Consider the following 14001-nt stretch of genomic DNA (forward strand, 5'->3'; position numbering starts at 1 on the left):
GCTCCGTGAGATGCGCTGGTGGGACCTGGAGCCCGTGCTCGCGCTCGAAGCCGAGCTGTTCCCCGAGGACGCCTGGTCGGAGGGGATGTTCTGGTCCGAGCTCGCGCACGCCCGGGGGCCGCGCGCGACCCGCCACTACGTGGTCGCCGAGGACGGGTCCGGCCGGCTCGTCGGCTACGCCGGGCTCGCCGCCGCCGGCGGCCTCGGCGACGTCCAGACCATCGCCGTCGCCCGCGACCAGTGGGGCACGGGCCTCGGCGCCCGGCTCCTCACCGACCTCCTCCAGGCCGCGACCGCCTTCGAGTGCGAAGAGGTCCTCCTCGAAGTGCGCGTGGACAACACCCGGGCCCAGAAGCTCTACGAGCGCTTCGGCTTCGAGCCCATCGGCTTCCGCCGCGGCTACTACCAGCCCGGCAACGTGGACGCGCTCGTGATGCGACACATCGTCCAGGGAACAGACGTTCAAGGAACAGAGACTGATTCAGATGGCTGCTGACGAACCGCTCGTACTCGGCATCGAGACCTCCTGCGACGAGACCGGCGTCGGCATCGTCCACGGAACCACCCTCCTCGCCGACGCCGTCGCCTCCAGCGTCGACACCCACGCCCGCTTCGGCGGCGTCGTGCCCGAGATCGCCTCCCGCGCCCACCTGGAGGCCATGGTCCCGACGATCGAGCGCGCCCTGAAGACGGCCGGCGTCTCCCCGAAGGACCTCGACGGCATCGCCGTGACGGCCGGTCCCGGCCTCGCGGGCGCGCTGCTCGTCGGCGTCTCCGCCGCCAAGGCGTACGCCTACGCCCTCGGCAAGCCGCTCTACGGCGTCAACCACCTCGCCTCGCACATCTGCGTCGACCAGCTGGAGCACGGGCGGCTGCCCGAGCCGACGATGGCCCTCCTCGTCTCCGGCGGGCACTCCTCGCTGCTGCTCTCCGCCGACATCACCTCCGACGTACGGCCGATGGGCGCCACCATCGACGACGCGGCCGGCGAGGCCTTCGACAAGATCGCCCGCGTCCTCGACCTCGGCTTCCCCGGCGGCCCGGTCATCGACCGGCTCGCCAAGGAGGGCGACCCGGCGGCGATCGCCTTCCCGCGCGGTCTGAGCGGCTCCCGGGACCCCGCGTACGACTTCTCCTTCTCCGGCCTCAAGACCGCCGTGGCCCGCTGGATCGAGGCCAAGCGGGCGGCCGGCGAGGACGTGCCCGTACGGGACGTCGCCGCGTCCTTCCAGGAGGCGGTCGTCGACGTGCTCACCCGCAAGGCCGTCCGGGCCTGCAAGGACGAGGGCGTCGACCACCTGATGATCGGCGGCGGCGTCGCCGCCAACTCGCGGCTCCGCGCCCTCGCCCAGGAGCGCTGCGAGCGCGCCGGGATCCGGCTGCGGGTGCCGCGTCCCGGCCTGTGCACGGACAACGGCGCGATGGTCGCGGCCCTCGGCTCCGAGATGGTCGCCCGCAACCGGCCGGCCTCGGACCTGGAGCTCTCGGCGGACTCCTCGCTGCCGGTGACGGACCCGCACGTGCCCGGAGCCCACTCCCACGCGCACGACCACGACCACGTGCACGAGGTCAGCAAGGAGAACCTGTACTCGTGAGGCTCACGCTCATGTGGGAGGCCAGGGCCGCCCAGGGCCGGGGCGCCGAGCTCCTGGAGTGGGCGCGGGCGCGGGTCCTCGCCCGCGAGCCGCTCCGCCGGGAGCTCTTCCGGGCCCCGCAGGACCGGGTCCTCGTCCTCACCTGGTGGGAGGCGGAGACCTTCGACGCCGAACTGCCCGAGCTGCCGGAGCCGGACGCGGAGCTGATCACCCGTCCGGTCCACCGCTGGCGCTTCGAATCGGTCGAATAGCTCACACGGGCGACGCGCGACCGAAAATAGAGCAACCTTTCGACCGCTTCGGGCATCCCACAGCGCGTGAAGAAGACGATCGCGCTGTGGGCGGCCCTGACCGCCGTCGCCCTCCTGGTGACCGGCTGCACTGTGGAGGAGCCCGCCGCGGCCGCCGCTCCCACCCCGGCGAAGACGAGCACCCCCGCGGCCGAGCACAAGGCACCCGAGGCGCCCGGGGCCGCCACGGCCGCCGCGTACCGGAAATGGGGCCTGAAGCCCTTCGCGGCCCCGCCCGCCCCGCCCGCGGTCAAGCCGGTGGTCCGCGCGGCCGGCGGACCGGTGCCCGTCATCAGCGAGATCCCCACCCGAGAGAAGATCGTCTTCATCACGATCGACGACGGCGCCGAGAAGGACCCCGAGTTCGTCCGGATGATGAAGGACCTCAAGGTCCCGGTCACGATGTTCCTCACGGACTCGTCCATACGCGCCGACTACGGCTACTTCGAGCCACTCCTCGCCCAGGGCAACGGCCTCGCCAACCACACCCTCACCCACCCCAACCTGCGCACCCTCTCCCAGGAGGGCCAGCACCGGGAGATCTGCGGCCAGCAGACGAAACTGAAGCAGCGGTACGGCACGACCCCGCGCCTCTTCCGCCCGCCGTACGGCAACTGGAACGAGGCCACGCGCGCGGCGGCGGGGGAGTGCGGGCTCGACGCGATCGTGCTGTGGCGCGAGTCCATGCAGATCAAGAACATGCAGTACCAGCGCGGCGACCGGAAGCTGCACCCCGGCGACATCATCCTGGCCCACTTCCGGGGCCCGTCCGAGCTCAAGGGCCGGACGATGACCGAGATGACGGCGACGATGCTGCGGAAGATCCAGGAGCAGGGCTTCACGGTGGCCCGCCTGGAGGACTACGTCTGAGAAATCCTCCGGGCGCGGTGTCGATGCGGGCGGATCCCGTTCGACGTATGTGTGGACGGCGGGGAACGGCCCCGCCCCACCGCACACCGAGGAGTCGTCATGCCCCGCTTCCTGTCCCTCGTCCGCATCGAGGAGAACACCATCGACATGGAGAGCGCCGACCCCGGCTTCGAGCAGCGGATGGGCGAGCTCTTCGAGGAGATCACCAAGGCCGGCGCCATGGTGGACACGGCCGGGCTCAAGCCGACCGCCGAGGCCACCCGGATCACCTGGTCGGACGGGAAGCTGTCGTTCACCGACGGCCCGTTCACCGAGACCAAGGAGGTCGTCGGCGGCTACGCGATGCTCCAGTGCAAGGACATGGCCGAGGCCGTCGAGTGGGGCAAGCGGTTCCTGGCCGTGCACCCGCCGCACTGGAAGGTCGGCCTGGAGGTCCGCGAGGTCGAGGAGATGCCGGAAGGCTGACCCGCGCCGTGCTGTCATGTGAGACGTGACGGTGGAGAGCACGCTGGAGACGGTCTTCCGGATGGAGTCGGCGCGGATCATCGCCACGGTGGCGCGGATCGTCCGGGACGTCGGCATCGCCGAGGAGCTCGCGCAGGACGCGCTCGTCTCCGCCCTTGAGCAGTGGCCGCGGTCGGGGATCCCGGACCGCCCGGGAGCCTGGCTGACGGCCGCCGCCAAGCACCGCGCCGTCGACCTCGTACGGCGGCGCGAGACGTACGCGCGGAAGCTCGCCGAGGTGGGCCGGACGCTCACGGAGGAGTCGTACGACCCCGAGCCGTCCGGCCCCGGCGACATCGACGACGACGTGCTCCGGCTCGTCTTCACCACCTGCCACCCGGTGCTCTCCGCCGACGCCCGCGCGGCGCTCACCCTGCGGCTCGTCGGCGGGCTGCGGACGGACGAGATCGCCCGCGCCTTCCTCGTGCCGGAGGCGACGGTCGCGGCGCGGATCACCCGGGCCAAGCGGACGCTCGCGAAGGCGGGCGTGGAGTTCGAGGTGCCGTACGGGGAGGACCGGGCCGCCCGGCTCGGCTCCGTCCTGGAGGTCGTCTACCTGATCTTCAACGAGGGGTACGCGGCCACCGCCGGCGACGACCTGCTGCGCCCGGGCCTGTGCGAGGACGCGCTGCGGCTCGCCCGGGGCCTGGCCGCCCTGATGCCGGGGGAGAGCGAGGCGCACGGCCTCGCCGCCCTGCTCGAACTCCAGGCCTCCCGGACGGCGGCCCGCACCGGCCCCGACGGGAAGCCGGTGCTCCTCGCCGACCAGAACCGCAGCCGCTGGAACCGGCTCCTCATGCGCCGCGGGTACGCCGCCCTCGCGCGCGCCGGGGACGGCCGCTCCTACGGCCCGTACGCCCTCCAGGCCGCGATCGCCGCCTGCCACGCGCGGGCCGCCTCGTACGAGGACACGGACTGGGCGACCATCGCCGCACTGTACGGACGGCTCGGCACCCTCGCGCCGTCCCCGGTGGTCGAACTGAACCGCGCGGTCGCCGTGTCGATGACCGAGGGCCCCGAGACCGCCCTCCGCATCGTCGACGCCCTCGCCGCCGAACCGGCCCTGTCCCGCTACCACCTGCTGCCGAGCGTCCGGGGCGACCTCCTGTCCCGGCTCGGCCGTACGGAGGAGGCCCGGGCGGAGTTCGAGCGGGCGGCCGCACTCACCCGGAACGAGAGCGAGCGGGCGCTGCTCCTCGAACGGGCTCAGCTGTAGGGCCGGCCCGCCTGCTCGGCGAGTGACCGGAGGAGCTCCCGCCCGGATCCCGGGTCCGGGTACGTGACCTCGTCGAGCAGGGGCCCGTCGAGCGCGGGCAGGTCGAGGGCGCCCGGGGCGAGGCCGCGCCAGTCGTCGCGGACGACGGTGGGCCGGGACACGTGGTGCACGTACTCGTCGTGCGGGTCCACCGCGCGGCAGGTGAGTTCGAGGGTGCGGGCGTCCCGCCAGCGGACCAGGTCGATCCCCCGGCCGGGGTCGGTGAAGTCGACGCGGTGGCCGGTGTCGGCTTCGAGGAGGGTGAGGCCGCCCGCGCGGAGGTACTCGTCGCCGTTGTCGAGGCCGATGGCGAGGAGCGGGAGCGTGGGGTGGAAGGCGATGGGCTCGGCCTCCTCGGTGAACGTCAGGAGGTGCGCACAGGAGAGGTCGGCGGCGCGGTAGACGGCCACGCGACTGTGGCGGTCCCAGCACGCACTGGCCGCGATCCACCGCCCGTCCGCGCTGACGACCGCCTGGTCCGGATTCCCGAAGACTTCGGGGAAGGGCTCAGCCATGGTGCTCCCTCAGATGGGCGAAGGTGAGGCGGGCGAGGACGTCCAGGGTCTCCGGGGTCGCCGTCGGGGCGAGCTCCGCGAAGGAGGCGGCGAAGGCCGGTGACTCCGCGCACAGGGTGCGGGCCTCCAGGGCCTGGGTGAGGCGGGGGATCAACTCATGGAAGCAGAAGGGGTGTTCTGCCTCGATGAAGGCGTGCAGGCTCTCCTCGTACGAGGTGTGCTCGCCGTCGTACGCCCAGCCGTCGAGGGACAGGAGGAGGGGGAACTGCGCCCGTACCTCCCAGGCGGACAGCGGCACGTCCTCGTAGCGGGCGTCGCCCTCGCGGTCCGCGAGGCGGAGGAGTGTCGCGAGGTCGGTCATGAACGCGGGTATGCCCTTCGGGCCGGCCGCCGTTCGCCACATGCGGCGGGCCGCTTCCGGGCAGGTCGCGAAGAACTCCTCCGTGAACACGGTGGACAGGTGGTCCAGTTGGGAGGCGAGCTTCTGCGGGGTCTCCCGCCAGGCCGCGTCCCAGTGGTTCAGGCGCAGGACCCGCTTCAGGCGCAGGACCTCCCACTCCAGCGGGTCGGGGCCGGCGGCGAGCTCGGCGAGGTGCGCGAGCGGGCCGCCGGTGAACACGCCTTCCGGGTGCAGTGCCATGTAGCTCCCCCTAGGGCTGGTTCGCAGGCCGGCCGATCAGCATCGTCGGGGCCCCCGCGACCCGGGTGAGCAGGACCGTCGCCGCGTTGGGGCCCTTCGGCTTCACCTTGCGGCGGATCTCCTCGGGTTCGACCGCCGAGCCGCGCTTCTTGACGGTGAGGGTGCCGACCTCGCGCTCCCGCAGCAGGGCCTTCAACTTCTTGAGGTTGAAGGGTAGTTCGTCGGTGATCTCATAGGCGGTGGCGTACGGGGTCGGGCGCAGCTCGTCCGCCGTGACGTACGCGATCGTCTCGTCGATCAGGCCGCCGTCGAGCTCCTCGGCCACCTCCGCGACCAGGTGGGCGCGGATGACGGCGCCGTCCGGCTCGTACAGGTAGCGGCCGACCGGGCGGACCGTCGGGTCGGGCAGGCCCCGGCCCAGGAGGCTCGCGCCGGAGGGCAGCAGGGTGGCCCGGCGGGCGCCCGGCTCCGTACCGAACCAGAGCACGGCCTCCTTCACGTCCCCGCCGTCCGAGATCCACTCGGCCTCGGCCTCCTCGGGCACCGCCTCGTGCGGGACGCCCGGGGCGATCTTGAGCGCGGCGCGCGGGGCCTTGCGGGCCGCCTCGATCGCCCAGGACAGCGGCGGGGAGTACGCCTCGGGGTCGAAGATCCTGCCCCGGCCGCCGCGCCGCGCCGGGTCGACGAAGACGGCGTCGTAGGGGGTGGTGTCGATCTCGGTGACGTCGGCGCAGCGGACCTCGACCAGGTCGGCGAGGCCGAGCGCCGCCGCGTTGGCGCGGACCGCCTCGGCGGTCAGCGGGTCGCGGTCGACGGCGAGGACGGAGATCCCGGCGCGGGCGAGGGCGATCGCGTCGCCGCCGATCCCGGAGCAGAGGTCCGCGACGCTGCCGACGCCCAGCGCCTTCAGCCGGGCCGCCCGGTACGCACCGACCGAGGCGCGGGTCGACTGCTCGACGCCGTTGGGCGTGAAGTACATCCGGTACGCGTCCTCGGCGCCGAACTTCGCCACCGCCCGCTGCCGCAGCCGCGCCTGGCCGAGGGCGGCCGAGACGAGTTCGGCGGGATGCTCGCGGCGCAGCCGGGAGGCGACCGCCAGCTCCTGGGCGGGGTCGTAGTCGCGCAGGGCGGCGAGGAGCGTCTGCCCCTCGGGGGTGAGCAGGGCGGCGAAGGAGGCGAGGTCGGTCACCCGTCCCATTCTGGGCCCTGGAGGGCTGTGGGCCGGCCGGGGGACGGGTGGGGCGGTACGGCGGTGTCGCGGCCCGGAAGGGGCTCTCGCGCTGACAGGATGCGGCGCCATGCAGCTCGTACGACAAAAGGACCAGATGATGACAAAAGGTGTGCGCCGCTCCCGCCGGACGCTCGGGGCGGTGCTCGCCGTGGCCGCCCTCGCCTCCGCCGCCACGGCCTGCTCCGACAGCGCCGAACCCGAGCGCGGCGCGCCCGCCCCCGCCGCCGAGAAACAGGCCCCCGCCGCCGGCGCCCTCACCGCGTACGTCGAGAAGGTCCGCGCCCGGCGGGCCGCCCGCGTGCTCGCCGCCAAGAGATGGGGCCTCGCCAAACCCCCGCTCGAAGCGCCCGCCCCGCCCGCCGTCAAACCGAAGATCACCACCCGCAAGGGCTTCGAGACCGACGGCGAGGACCTGCCGCCCGTCTTCACCACCGTCCCGACCAAGCAGAAGGTCGTCTTCCTGACGATCGACGACGGCGCGGAGAAGGACCCCCAGCTGATCAAGATGATGCAGGAGCTGCGGATCCCCTACAGCGCCTTCCTCAGCAACTACCTCGTCAAGGACGACTACGGCTACTTCCGGAAGATGCAGAAGTCCGAGGAGTCCGGCGTCTCCCTGCACAACCACACCCTCAACCACCGCTACCTGCCCGGCCTCTCGTACGGCGAGCAGAAGCGCGAGATCTGCGGCATGCAGGACGTCATGGAGAAGCAGTTCGGCAAGCGGCCCCCGCTCTTCCGCCCGCCGTACGGCAACTACAACGAGGACACCCTGACCGCCGCGAAGAGCTGCGGCGTCAAGGCCGTCCCGCTCTGGGCCGCCGAGGCCTTCCCCGACCACATGGAGTGGCGCGAGTGGGACCGGGACCTGCACCCCGGCGACATCGTGCTCACCCACTTCCGGGGCAAGGAGGACTGGAAGGGCACCATGCCGGACATGATCCGCCGCGTGATGAACGTGATCACGTCCAAGGGGTACGCGGTCGCGAAGCTCGAGGACTACGTGTGAGGCGGGTCGCCGTCCTCGCCGTGACCGGCGCGCTGCTCGCCCTCCCCGCCCTCCCCGCCTGCGCCCCCTCGGTCGACCCGATCGGACGGCTCGGCCGGAAGGCGGCGGAGCGGGTGGGGCCCCGGCCCACGCCGGTCGAGGTCAAGACCGTGCGGGCGGTGGTGGGCGCGAAGCACTGAGAGGAGGCCGGAGGGGTCCGTCCCGTCACGCCACGGAGCGATGAATTGGCACTCCGCTTGACCGAGTGCTAATCGCGGTCATAGTCTCGGCTCTGGCACTCCCCACTGGAGAGTGCCAACACAGCGACGGGCAGGTCCGGCACCCGCGACGACGGATCCACCTGGTCGCCACCTCAGACAGTTAACCCCGTGAGATCTCCGAAGGGGGAGGTCGGATCGTGACGACCACCAGCTCCAAGGTTGCCATCAAGCCGCTCGAGGACCGCATCGTGGTCCAGCCGCTCGACGCCGAGCAGACCACCGCCTCTGGCCTGGTCATTCCGGACACCGCCAAGGAGAAGCCCCAGGAGGGCGTCGTCCTGGCCGTGGGCCCGGGCCGCTTCGAGAACGGCGAGCGTCTGCCGCTCGACGTCAAGACCGGCGACATCGTGCTGTACAGCAAGTACGGCGGCACCGAGGTGAAGTACAGCGGCGAGGAGTACCTCGTCCTCTCGGCTCGCGACGTGCTCGCGATCGTCGAGAAGTAATTCACCGAAGTATCTGAAGCAGATGCTTTGAGCTGCGCCCCTTGACCCCGCACCGGGCGTCCGGGGGCGCAGTTCGTTCCACCTTGAATCCGAGAGGGCTGAACCGCTCCCATGGCGAAGATCCTGAAGTTCGACGAGGACGCCCGTCGCGCCCTTGAGCGCGGCGTCAACAAGCTTGCCGACACGGTGAAGGTGACGATCGGCCCCAAGGGCCGCAACGTCGTCATCGACAAGAAGTTCGGCGCCCCCACCATCACCAACGACGGTGTCACGATCGCCCGCGAGGTCGAGATCGAGGACCCGTACGAGAACCTCGGCGCCCAGCTCGTGAAGGAGGTGGCGACCAAGACCAACGACATCGCGGGTGACGGCACCACCACCGCCACCGTGCTCGCCCAGGCCCTGGTCCGAGAGGGTCTGCGCAACGTCGCCGCCGGCGCCTCCCCGGCCGCCCTCAAGAAGGGCATCGACGCCGCCGTCAAGGCCGTCTCCGACGAGCTGCTCGCCACCGCGCGCCCGATCGAGGACAAGTCCGACATCGCCGCCGTCGCCGCGCTCTCCGCGCAGGACCAGCAGGTCGGCGAGCTCATCGCCGAGGCGATGGACAAGGTCGGCAAGGACGGTGTCATCACCGTCGAGGAGTCCAACACCTTCGGCCTGGAGCTCGACTTCACCGAGGGCATGGCCTTCGACAAGGGCTACCTGTCCCCGTACATGGTGACCGACCAGGAGCGCATGGAGGCCGTCCTCGACGACCCGTACATCCTGATCCACCAGGGCAAGATCTCCTCGATCCAGGACCTGCTGCCCATCCTGGAGAAGGTCATCCAGGCCGGCGCCAGCAAGCCGCTCCTGATCATCGCCGAGGACGTCGAGGGCGAGGCCCTCTCCACCCTCGTCGTCAACAAGATCCGTGGCACCTTCAACGCCGTCGCCGTCAAGGCCCCCGGCTTCGGTGACCGCCGCAAGGCGATGCTCGGCGACATGGCCACCCTCACCGGTGCCACCGTCATCGCCGAGGAGGTCGGCCTCAAGCTCGACCAGGCCGGTCTCGACGTGCTGGGCACCGCCCGCCGCGTGACCATCACCAAGGACGACACCACCATCGTCGACGGTGGCGGCAACTCCGAGGACGTCGCGGGCCGCGTCAACCAGATCAAGGCCGAGATCGAGTCCACGGACTCCGACTGGGACCGCGAGAAGCTCCAGGAGCGCCTCGCGAAGCTCGCCGGCGGCGTGTGCGTCATCAAGGTCGGCGCCGCCACCGAGGTGGAGCTGAAGGAGAAGAAGCACCGTCTGGAGGACGCCATCTCCGCGACCCGCGCCGCGGTCGAGGAGGGCATCGTCTCCGGTGGTGGCTCCGCGCTCGTCCACGCCGTCAAGGTCCTCGAGGGCAACCTCGACAAGACCGGCGACGAGGCCACCGGTGTCGCGGTCGTCCGCCGCGCCGCCGTCGAGCCGCTGCGCTGGATCGCCGAGAACGCCGGCCTCGAGGGCTACGTCATCACCTCGAAGGTGGCGGAGCTGGAGAAGGGCAACGGCTTCAACGCCGCGACCGGCGAGTACGGCGACCTGGTCAAGGCCGGCGTCATCGACCCGGTGAAGGTGACGCGCTCCGCCCTGGAGAACGCCGCCTCGATCGCCTCCCTCCTCCTCACCACCGAGACCCTCGTGGTGGAGAAGAAGGAAGAGGAGCCGGCGGACCACGGTCACGGCCACGGTCACGGCCACTCCCACTGAGGCAGCTGACTGACCACCGAGGCCCGGTGCCCCCGTCGCGGGGGCACCGGGCCTCGGCGTTTCGCTCTAACCTTCCACCGCGCCGAGCTGTCCCATGAGCCCGAGCATGTCGTACTGCCACCAGCCCTCGACGGCCTTGCCGTCCTCCCGGAAGCGGTGGACGACCATCCCGGTCATGCTCACCTCCATCCCGGTCGGCTGGATGCCCATGAAGTCGCCGACATGGGTGCCGTTCCAGGTCCAGCGGGTGCAGACCCGGTCGCCGTCGGCGATCTGGTCGTCGACCGTGAAGGTGAAGTCGAACGCCGACCGCCACATCTCGGCCTCGCGCCGCACCGCGTCCATGCCGACCGCGTCGGTCGGGTTGCTCGGATCGTGGTCGTGGTACCCCTCGGCGAACACCTCGTCGAGCGGCGGGAGCTCCCCGGGCATCGAGACCAGCTCGAAGAACCGGCGGGAGGCCGCCTTGTACATCTGCTCGTCCCGGACCACGTCCAGGTCGGTGAAGGTCGGCATCTCGTCACAGAGCGCGACCATCTCCCGGAAGATCCGGTCGGTCTCGGGGAGCTGCGAGTTCCGCATGGCCACGTCGTACGAGGGGAACTCGACGATCTCCACGACGTGCGAGGCGTCGGAACGGTCCTTGCCGACGATGCTGTGCGTCGCGGTCCGCTTGCCCTTGGTCTGCTCGACCCACCGGTCCATGAGCCGGTTCAGGTCCTCGACCCGGCTCGTCTTGCAGTCGATGATCTGCACGAATGTCATGACGCCTCCCGACCCAGGTAGGACCCTTCCAGTCTAGGTCTGCGTGCTACGCCGAGCGCGTCAGGTCCGCGGCCCTGACCTCCTCCGCGAACGGCTCCCCCCGCCCGTACCGCGCCACCTCCTCCAGCGCCTGGTCCGCCATGCGGTGGAGTTCGTTGCCGAGGGAGCCGGCGACGTGGGGGGTGAGGAGGACGTTCGGGAGGGTCCACAACGGTGATTCGGTGGGTGGGAGTTCCGGGTCCGTCACGTCGAGGATCGCGTGGAGGCGGCCCGAGACGAGGTGGGGGAGGAGGGCGGTCTCGTCGACGAGGGAGCCGCGGGCGGTGTTGATCAGGGTGGTGCCGTCCGGCATCGCGGCGAGCTGGACGGCGCCGATCATGCCGTGGGTGGAGGGGAGTTGGGGGGCGTGGACCGAGACGACCGTGCTGCGGGCGCAGAGTTCGTCGAGGCCGACGAGCTCGGTGCCGGGCGGCGGGCTCGTCACGTACGGGTCGTACAGCAGGATCTCGAAGTCGAAGGGGCGGAGGAGCTCGACGACCCGGCGGCCGATGCGGGAGGCGCCGACGATGCCGATCGTGCGGCGGTAGTTGCCCCAGGGGGTGGATTCCGTGAGCCAGGTGTCGTCGGTGCGGATCTCGGCGTACCGCTGGGCGGAGCGCAGGACCCGCTTCCCGGCGAAGAGGATCGCGGCGAGCGTGTACTCGGCGACCGGCAGCGCGTTGGCGGCGGCGGCCGAGGTGACGCGGAGGCCGCGCTCCCAGCAGGCGTCGGTGACGTGGTGCTTGACGGAGCCGGCCGCGTGGACGACGGCCTTCAGGCGCGGGGCCCGGGCCAGTACGTCCCCGGTGAGCGGGGTCGCTCCCCAGCAGGTCAGGAGGATCTCGGCCTCGGCGAGGGCGGCGGCGACCCGTGGGTCCGGGGCGGCCAGGTCGTGGGCCACCAGGTGGGGGTCGGTGTGCGCGAGCAGGCCGAGGCGGGTGCGGTGGGCGTCCGTGAGGAGGCGTTCGTCGACCCCGGGGCCCATGGCGAGGAGGAGGGACGGGCGATTGTCAGTGGTCGGGTGCATCGTGGGTACTGGCCTTCCTCACTTGAGGCTGCCGGCCGTCAGACCGGCCTTCCAGTGGCGCTGGAGGGAGACGAAGGCGACGACGAGGGGGACGACGGCGAGCAGGGATCCGGTGACGACGAGGGGGTAGAAGTCGGGTTCGGCGTGGGCGTTGCTGTTCCACGCGTACAGGCCGAGGCTCACCGGGAAGAGCTTCTGGTCCGAGAGCATCACCAGGGGGAGGAAGAAGTTGTTCCAGACGGCGGTGAACTGGAAGAGGAAGACGGTCACGAAGCCGGGCATGACCATGCGCAGCCCGATGGACCAGAAGACGCGCAGCTCGCCGGCCCCGTCGATACGGGCGGCCTCCAGGGCCTCGTCGGGGATGTAGCCGGCGCAGAAGACGCGGGAGAGGTAGACGCCGAAGGGGTTGACGAGGACGGGGATCAGGACGGCCCAGTAGGTGTTGACGACGCCGATCTCGCTGGCCAGGAGGTACATCGGCAGGGCGAGCGCGGTGGTGGGGACGAGCACGCCCAGGAGGACGAGGCCGAAGAGCTTCTCCTTGCCCCGGAAGTCGTAGACGTGGAAGGCGTATCCGGCGGCGACGCTGATCAGGGAGCAGGCGAGGGCGCCGAGTCCCGCGTAGAGGAGGCTGTTGGCGTACCAGTGGAAGTAGATGCCGTCGTTGTACTCGGCGAGGCGGGAGAGGTTGCCGCCGAGGTCGAAGCCCTCGAAGGAGAAGGCGTTTCCGGCGAGGAGGCCTCCGGCGTCCTTGGTGGCGGCGGTGAGCAGCCAGACCAGGGGGAAGAGCATGTAGACGACGGCGAGGACGAGGGCGCCGTTGACGGCGGTCTTCGACAGCCACCGGTTGGGGGTACGGGTGCTCATGCGGGCTGCTCCTGCCGTGCCGTGGCGGCCTTGCGCGCCGGGGCCGCCTGCCGTGCCGTGCCCGCCTTCCGGCGGCCCGTCAGCCGGGTCACGGCGAAGGAGAGCAGCGCCGCCGTCAGGGCGAGGAGTACGGAGGCCGCGGCGGCGAGTCCGTAGTCGTTGCGGTCGAAGGCCGCGGTGTAGGCGTACATGTTCGGCGTCCAGGTGGAGGTGACGGCGGAGCCGGTGCCCTTGTTGAGGATGAGCGGCTCGGTGAAGAGCTGGAGGGAGCCGATGATCGTGAAGAGCCCGACCATCGCGAGCGAGGCCTTGACCAGCGGGACCTTGATGGCGAAGGCGATGCGCCAGGCGCCGGCGCCGTCGACGGTGGCCGCTTCGATGACGGAGCGGTCGATGGCCTGGAGGGCGGCGTAGAAGATGACCATGTTGTAGCCGAGCCACTCCCACAGGGCGATGTTGACGACGGACGGCAGGGTGCCCTCGGGGGAGAAGAAGTCGAAGCCGATGCCGCCGGCGTCCATGGCCTGCACGACCGGGCTGAGCTGGGGCGTGTAGAGGTAGACCCAGATCAGGGCGGCGATGATGCCGGGGACGGCGTGCGGCAGGAAGAGCGCGAGCTGGAAGAAGCGGCGGGCGCGGGCGAGCGCCGAGTCGAGCAGGAGGGCGAGGCCGAGGGCCCCGGCGAGCAGCAGCGGGATGTAGAGCAGGCAGTACCCGAGCAGAACGCCGAAGCCCTCCAGGAAGGCCCGGTCACCCAGCGCCGCGGTGTAGTTGTCGAGGCCGGTGAAGACGGTCTCGGTGCCGCCGAAGCCCAGTCCGGACTGCTTCTCGGTGAAGAGGCTGAGCCAGACCGCGTATCCGATCGGCACCACCATCACCGCGGTGAACAGGACGAAGAAGGGGGTCAGCAGAAGCGTGGCGGCGCGGGTGCGGGCCTTCATCGGG

The 14001-nt window shown here is 71.2% G+C and carries 17 protein-coding genes; 10 read left to right on the forward strand and 7 right to left on the reverse strand.

Annotated features, from left to right (window positions below; all coding sequences use genetic code 11):
* Nucleotides 1–10 precede the first annotated feature (10 nt).
* The 6 genes from rimI to SVTN_RS23085 all read left to right on the forward strand — a co-directional run bounded on the left by rimI (nt 11) and on the right by SVTN_RS23085 (nt 4475).
* Nucleotides 11–496, forward strand: a complete 486-nt coding sequence (rimI, locus tag SVTN_RS23060; RefSeq protein WP_174518334.1) for a ribosomal protein S18-alanine N-acetyltransferase — start codon at nt 11–13, stop codon at nt 494–496.
* Complete coding sequence (gene tsaD / locus SVTN_RS23065; RefSeq protein WP_041130801.1) at nt 486–1595, forward strand: tRNA (adenosine(37)-N6)-threonylcarbamoyltransferase complex transferase subunit TsaD; 1110 nt, start codon at nt 486–488, stop codon at nt 1593–1595. The genes rimI and tsaD overlap by 11 nt, the downstream gene beginning before the upstream one ends.
* Before the next feature lie 11 nt (nt 1596–1606).
* On the forward strand, nt 1607–1846 hold the full coding sequence (locus SVTN_RS23070; RefSeq protein WP_174518335.1) for a hypothetical protein: 240 nt from the start codon (nt 1607–1609) through the stop codon (nt 1844–1846).
* A 66-nt stretch (nt 1847–1912) separates the two neighbouring features.
* On the forward strand, nt 1913–2755 hold the full coding sequence (locus tag SVTN_RS23075; protein WP_052499261.1) for a polysaccharide deacetylase family protein: 843 nt from the start codon (nt 1913–1915) through the stop codon (nt 2753–2755).
* A gap of 99 nt (nt 2756–2854) precedes the next feature.
* On the forward strand, nt 2855–3220 hold the full coding sequence (locus tag SVTN_RS23080) for a YciI family protein (protein ID WP_041130804.1): 366 nt from the start codon (nt 2855–2857) through the stop codon (nt 3218–3220).
* Between the two features lie 61 nt (nt 3221–3281).
* A complete protein-coding gene (locus SVTN_RS23085; protein ID WP_425429052.1) occupies nt 3282–4475 on the forward strand; it encodes an RNA polymerase sigma factor in 1194 nt (397 codons plus the stop codon).
* Here SVTN_RS23085 and SVTN_RS23090 read toward each other — a convergent pair.
* The 3 genes from SVTN_RS23090 to SVTN_RS23100 are packed head-to-tail and all read right to left on the reverse strand — an operon-like array spanning nt 4466 to nt 6867.
* Nucleotides 4466–5029 carry a hypothetical protein gene (locus SVTN_RS23090; protein WP_041130806.1) on the reverse strand — a complete coding sequence of 188 codons (564 nt, stop codon included), beginning with the start codon at nt 5027–5029 and terminating at the stop codon, nt 4466–4468. The two genes, SVTN_RS23085 and SVTN_RS23090, sit on opposite strands and share 10 nt — an antisense overlap.
* Entirely contained in the window at nt 5022–5669 is a 648-nt protein-coding gene (locus SVTN_RS23095; RefSeq protein ID WP_041130807.1) for a hypothetical protein, read from the reverse strand. The genes SVTN_RS23090 and SVTN_RS23095 overlap by 8 nt, the downstream gene beginning before the upstream one ends.
* A 10-nt stretch (nt 5670–5679) precedes the next feature.
* Nucleotides 5680–6867, reverse strand: coding sequence for a THUMP-like domain-containing protein (locus tag SVTN_RS23100; protein ID WP_078908454.1), 1188 nt, complete (start codon nt 6865–6867; stop codon nt 5680–5682).
* Nucleotides 6868–6967: 100 nt separating this feature from the next.
* On the opposite strand from SVTN_RS23100, the gene SVTN_RS23105 reads away from it, so the two are divergent.
* The 4 genes from SVTN_RS23105 to groL all read left to right on the forward strand — a co-directional run bounded on the left by SVTN_RS23105 (nt 6968) and on the right by groL (nt 10355).
* Nucleotides 6968–7909 (forward strand): polysaccharide deacetylase family protein, encoded by a 942-nt coding sequence (locus tag SVTN_RS23105; protein ID WP_041130809.1) that lies wholly within the window; start codon nt 6968–6970, stop codon nt 7907–7909.
* Nucleotides 7906–8088 (forward strand): hypothetical protein, encoded by a 183-nt coding sequence (locus SVTN_RS23110; protein ID WP_041130810.1) that lies wholly within the window; start codon nt 7906–7908, stop codon nt 8086–8088. The genes SVTN_RS23105 and SVTN_RS23110 overlap by 4 nt, the downstream gene beginning before the upstream one ends.
* A 218-nt stretch (nt 8089–8306) precedes the next feature.
* Nucleotides 8307–8615, forward strand: coding sequence for a co-chaperone GroES (groES, locus tag SVTN_RS23115; protein WP_010471835.1), 309 nt, complete (start codon nt 8307–8309; stop codon nt 8613–8615).
* A gap of 111 nt (nt 8616–8726) precedes the next feature.
* A complete protein-coding gene (gene groL, locus SVTN_RS23120) occupies nt 8727–10355 on the forward strand; it encodes a chaperonin GroEL (RefSeq protein ID WP_041130811.1) in 1629 nt (542 codons plus the stop codon).
* 66 nt (nt 10356–10421) lie between these two features.
* Here groL and SVTN_RS23125 read toward each other — a convergent pair whose 3' ends face one another.
* Genes SVTN_RS23125 through SVTN_RS23140 form a run of 4 tightly spaced genes read right to left on the reverse strand, consistent with a single transcriptional unit; the run spans nt 10422 to nt 13997 of the window.
* Nucleotides 10422–11120 (reverse strand): ester cyclase, encoded by a 699-nt coding sequence (locus SVTN_RS23125; RefSeq protein WP_041130812.1) that lies wholly within the window; start codon nt 11118–11120, stop codon nt 10422–10424.
* A gap of 46 nt (nt 11121–11166) precedes the next feature.
* Complete coding sequence (locus SVTN_RS23130) at nt 11167–12186, reverse strand: hydroxyacid dehydrogenase (protein WP_041130813.1); 1020 nt, start codon at nt 12184–12186, stop codon at nt 11167–11169.
* A gap of 18 nt (nt 12187–12204) precedes the next feature.
* Nucleotides 12205–13056 carry a carbohydrate ABC transporter permease gene (locus tag SVTN_RS23135; protein WP_041130814.1) on the reverse strand — a complete coding sequence of 284 codons (852 nt, stop codon included), beginning with the start codon at nt 13054–13056 and terminating at the stop codon, nt 12205–12207.
* Nucleotides 13053–13997, reverse strand: coding sequence for a carbohydrate ABC transporter permease (locus tag SVTN_RS23140; protein ID WP_052499262.1), 945 nt, complete (start codon nt 13995–13997; stop codon nt 13053–13055). Before SVTN_RS23140 ends, SVTN_RS23135 begins: the two co-directional genes overlap by 4 nt.
* Nucleotides 13998–14001: the final 4 nt, after the last annotated feature.

The organism is Streptomyces vietnamensis (assembly GCF_000830005.1).
In the GTDB taxonomy this organism is placed as follows: domain Bacteria; phylum Actinomycetota; class Actinomycetes; order Streptomycetales; family Streptomycetaceae; genus Streptomyces; species Streptomyces vietnamensis.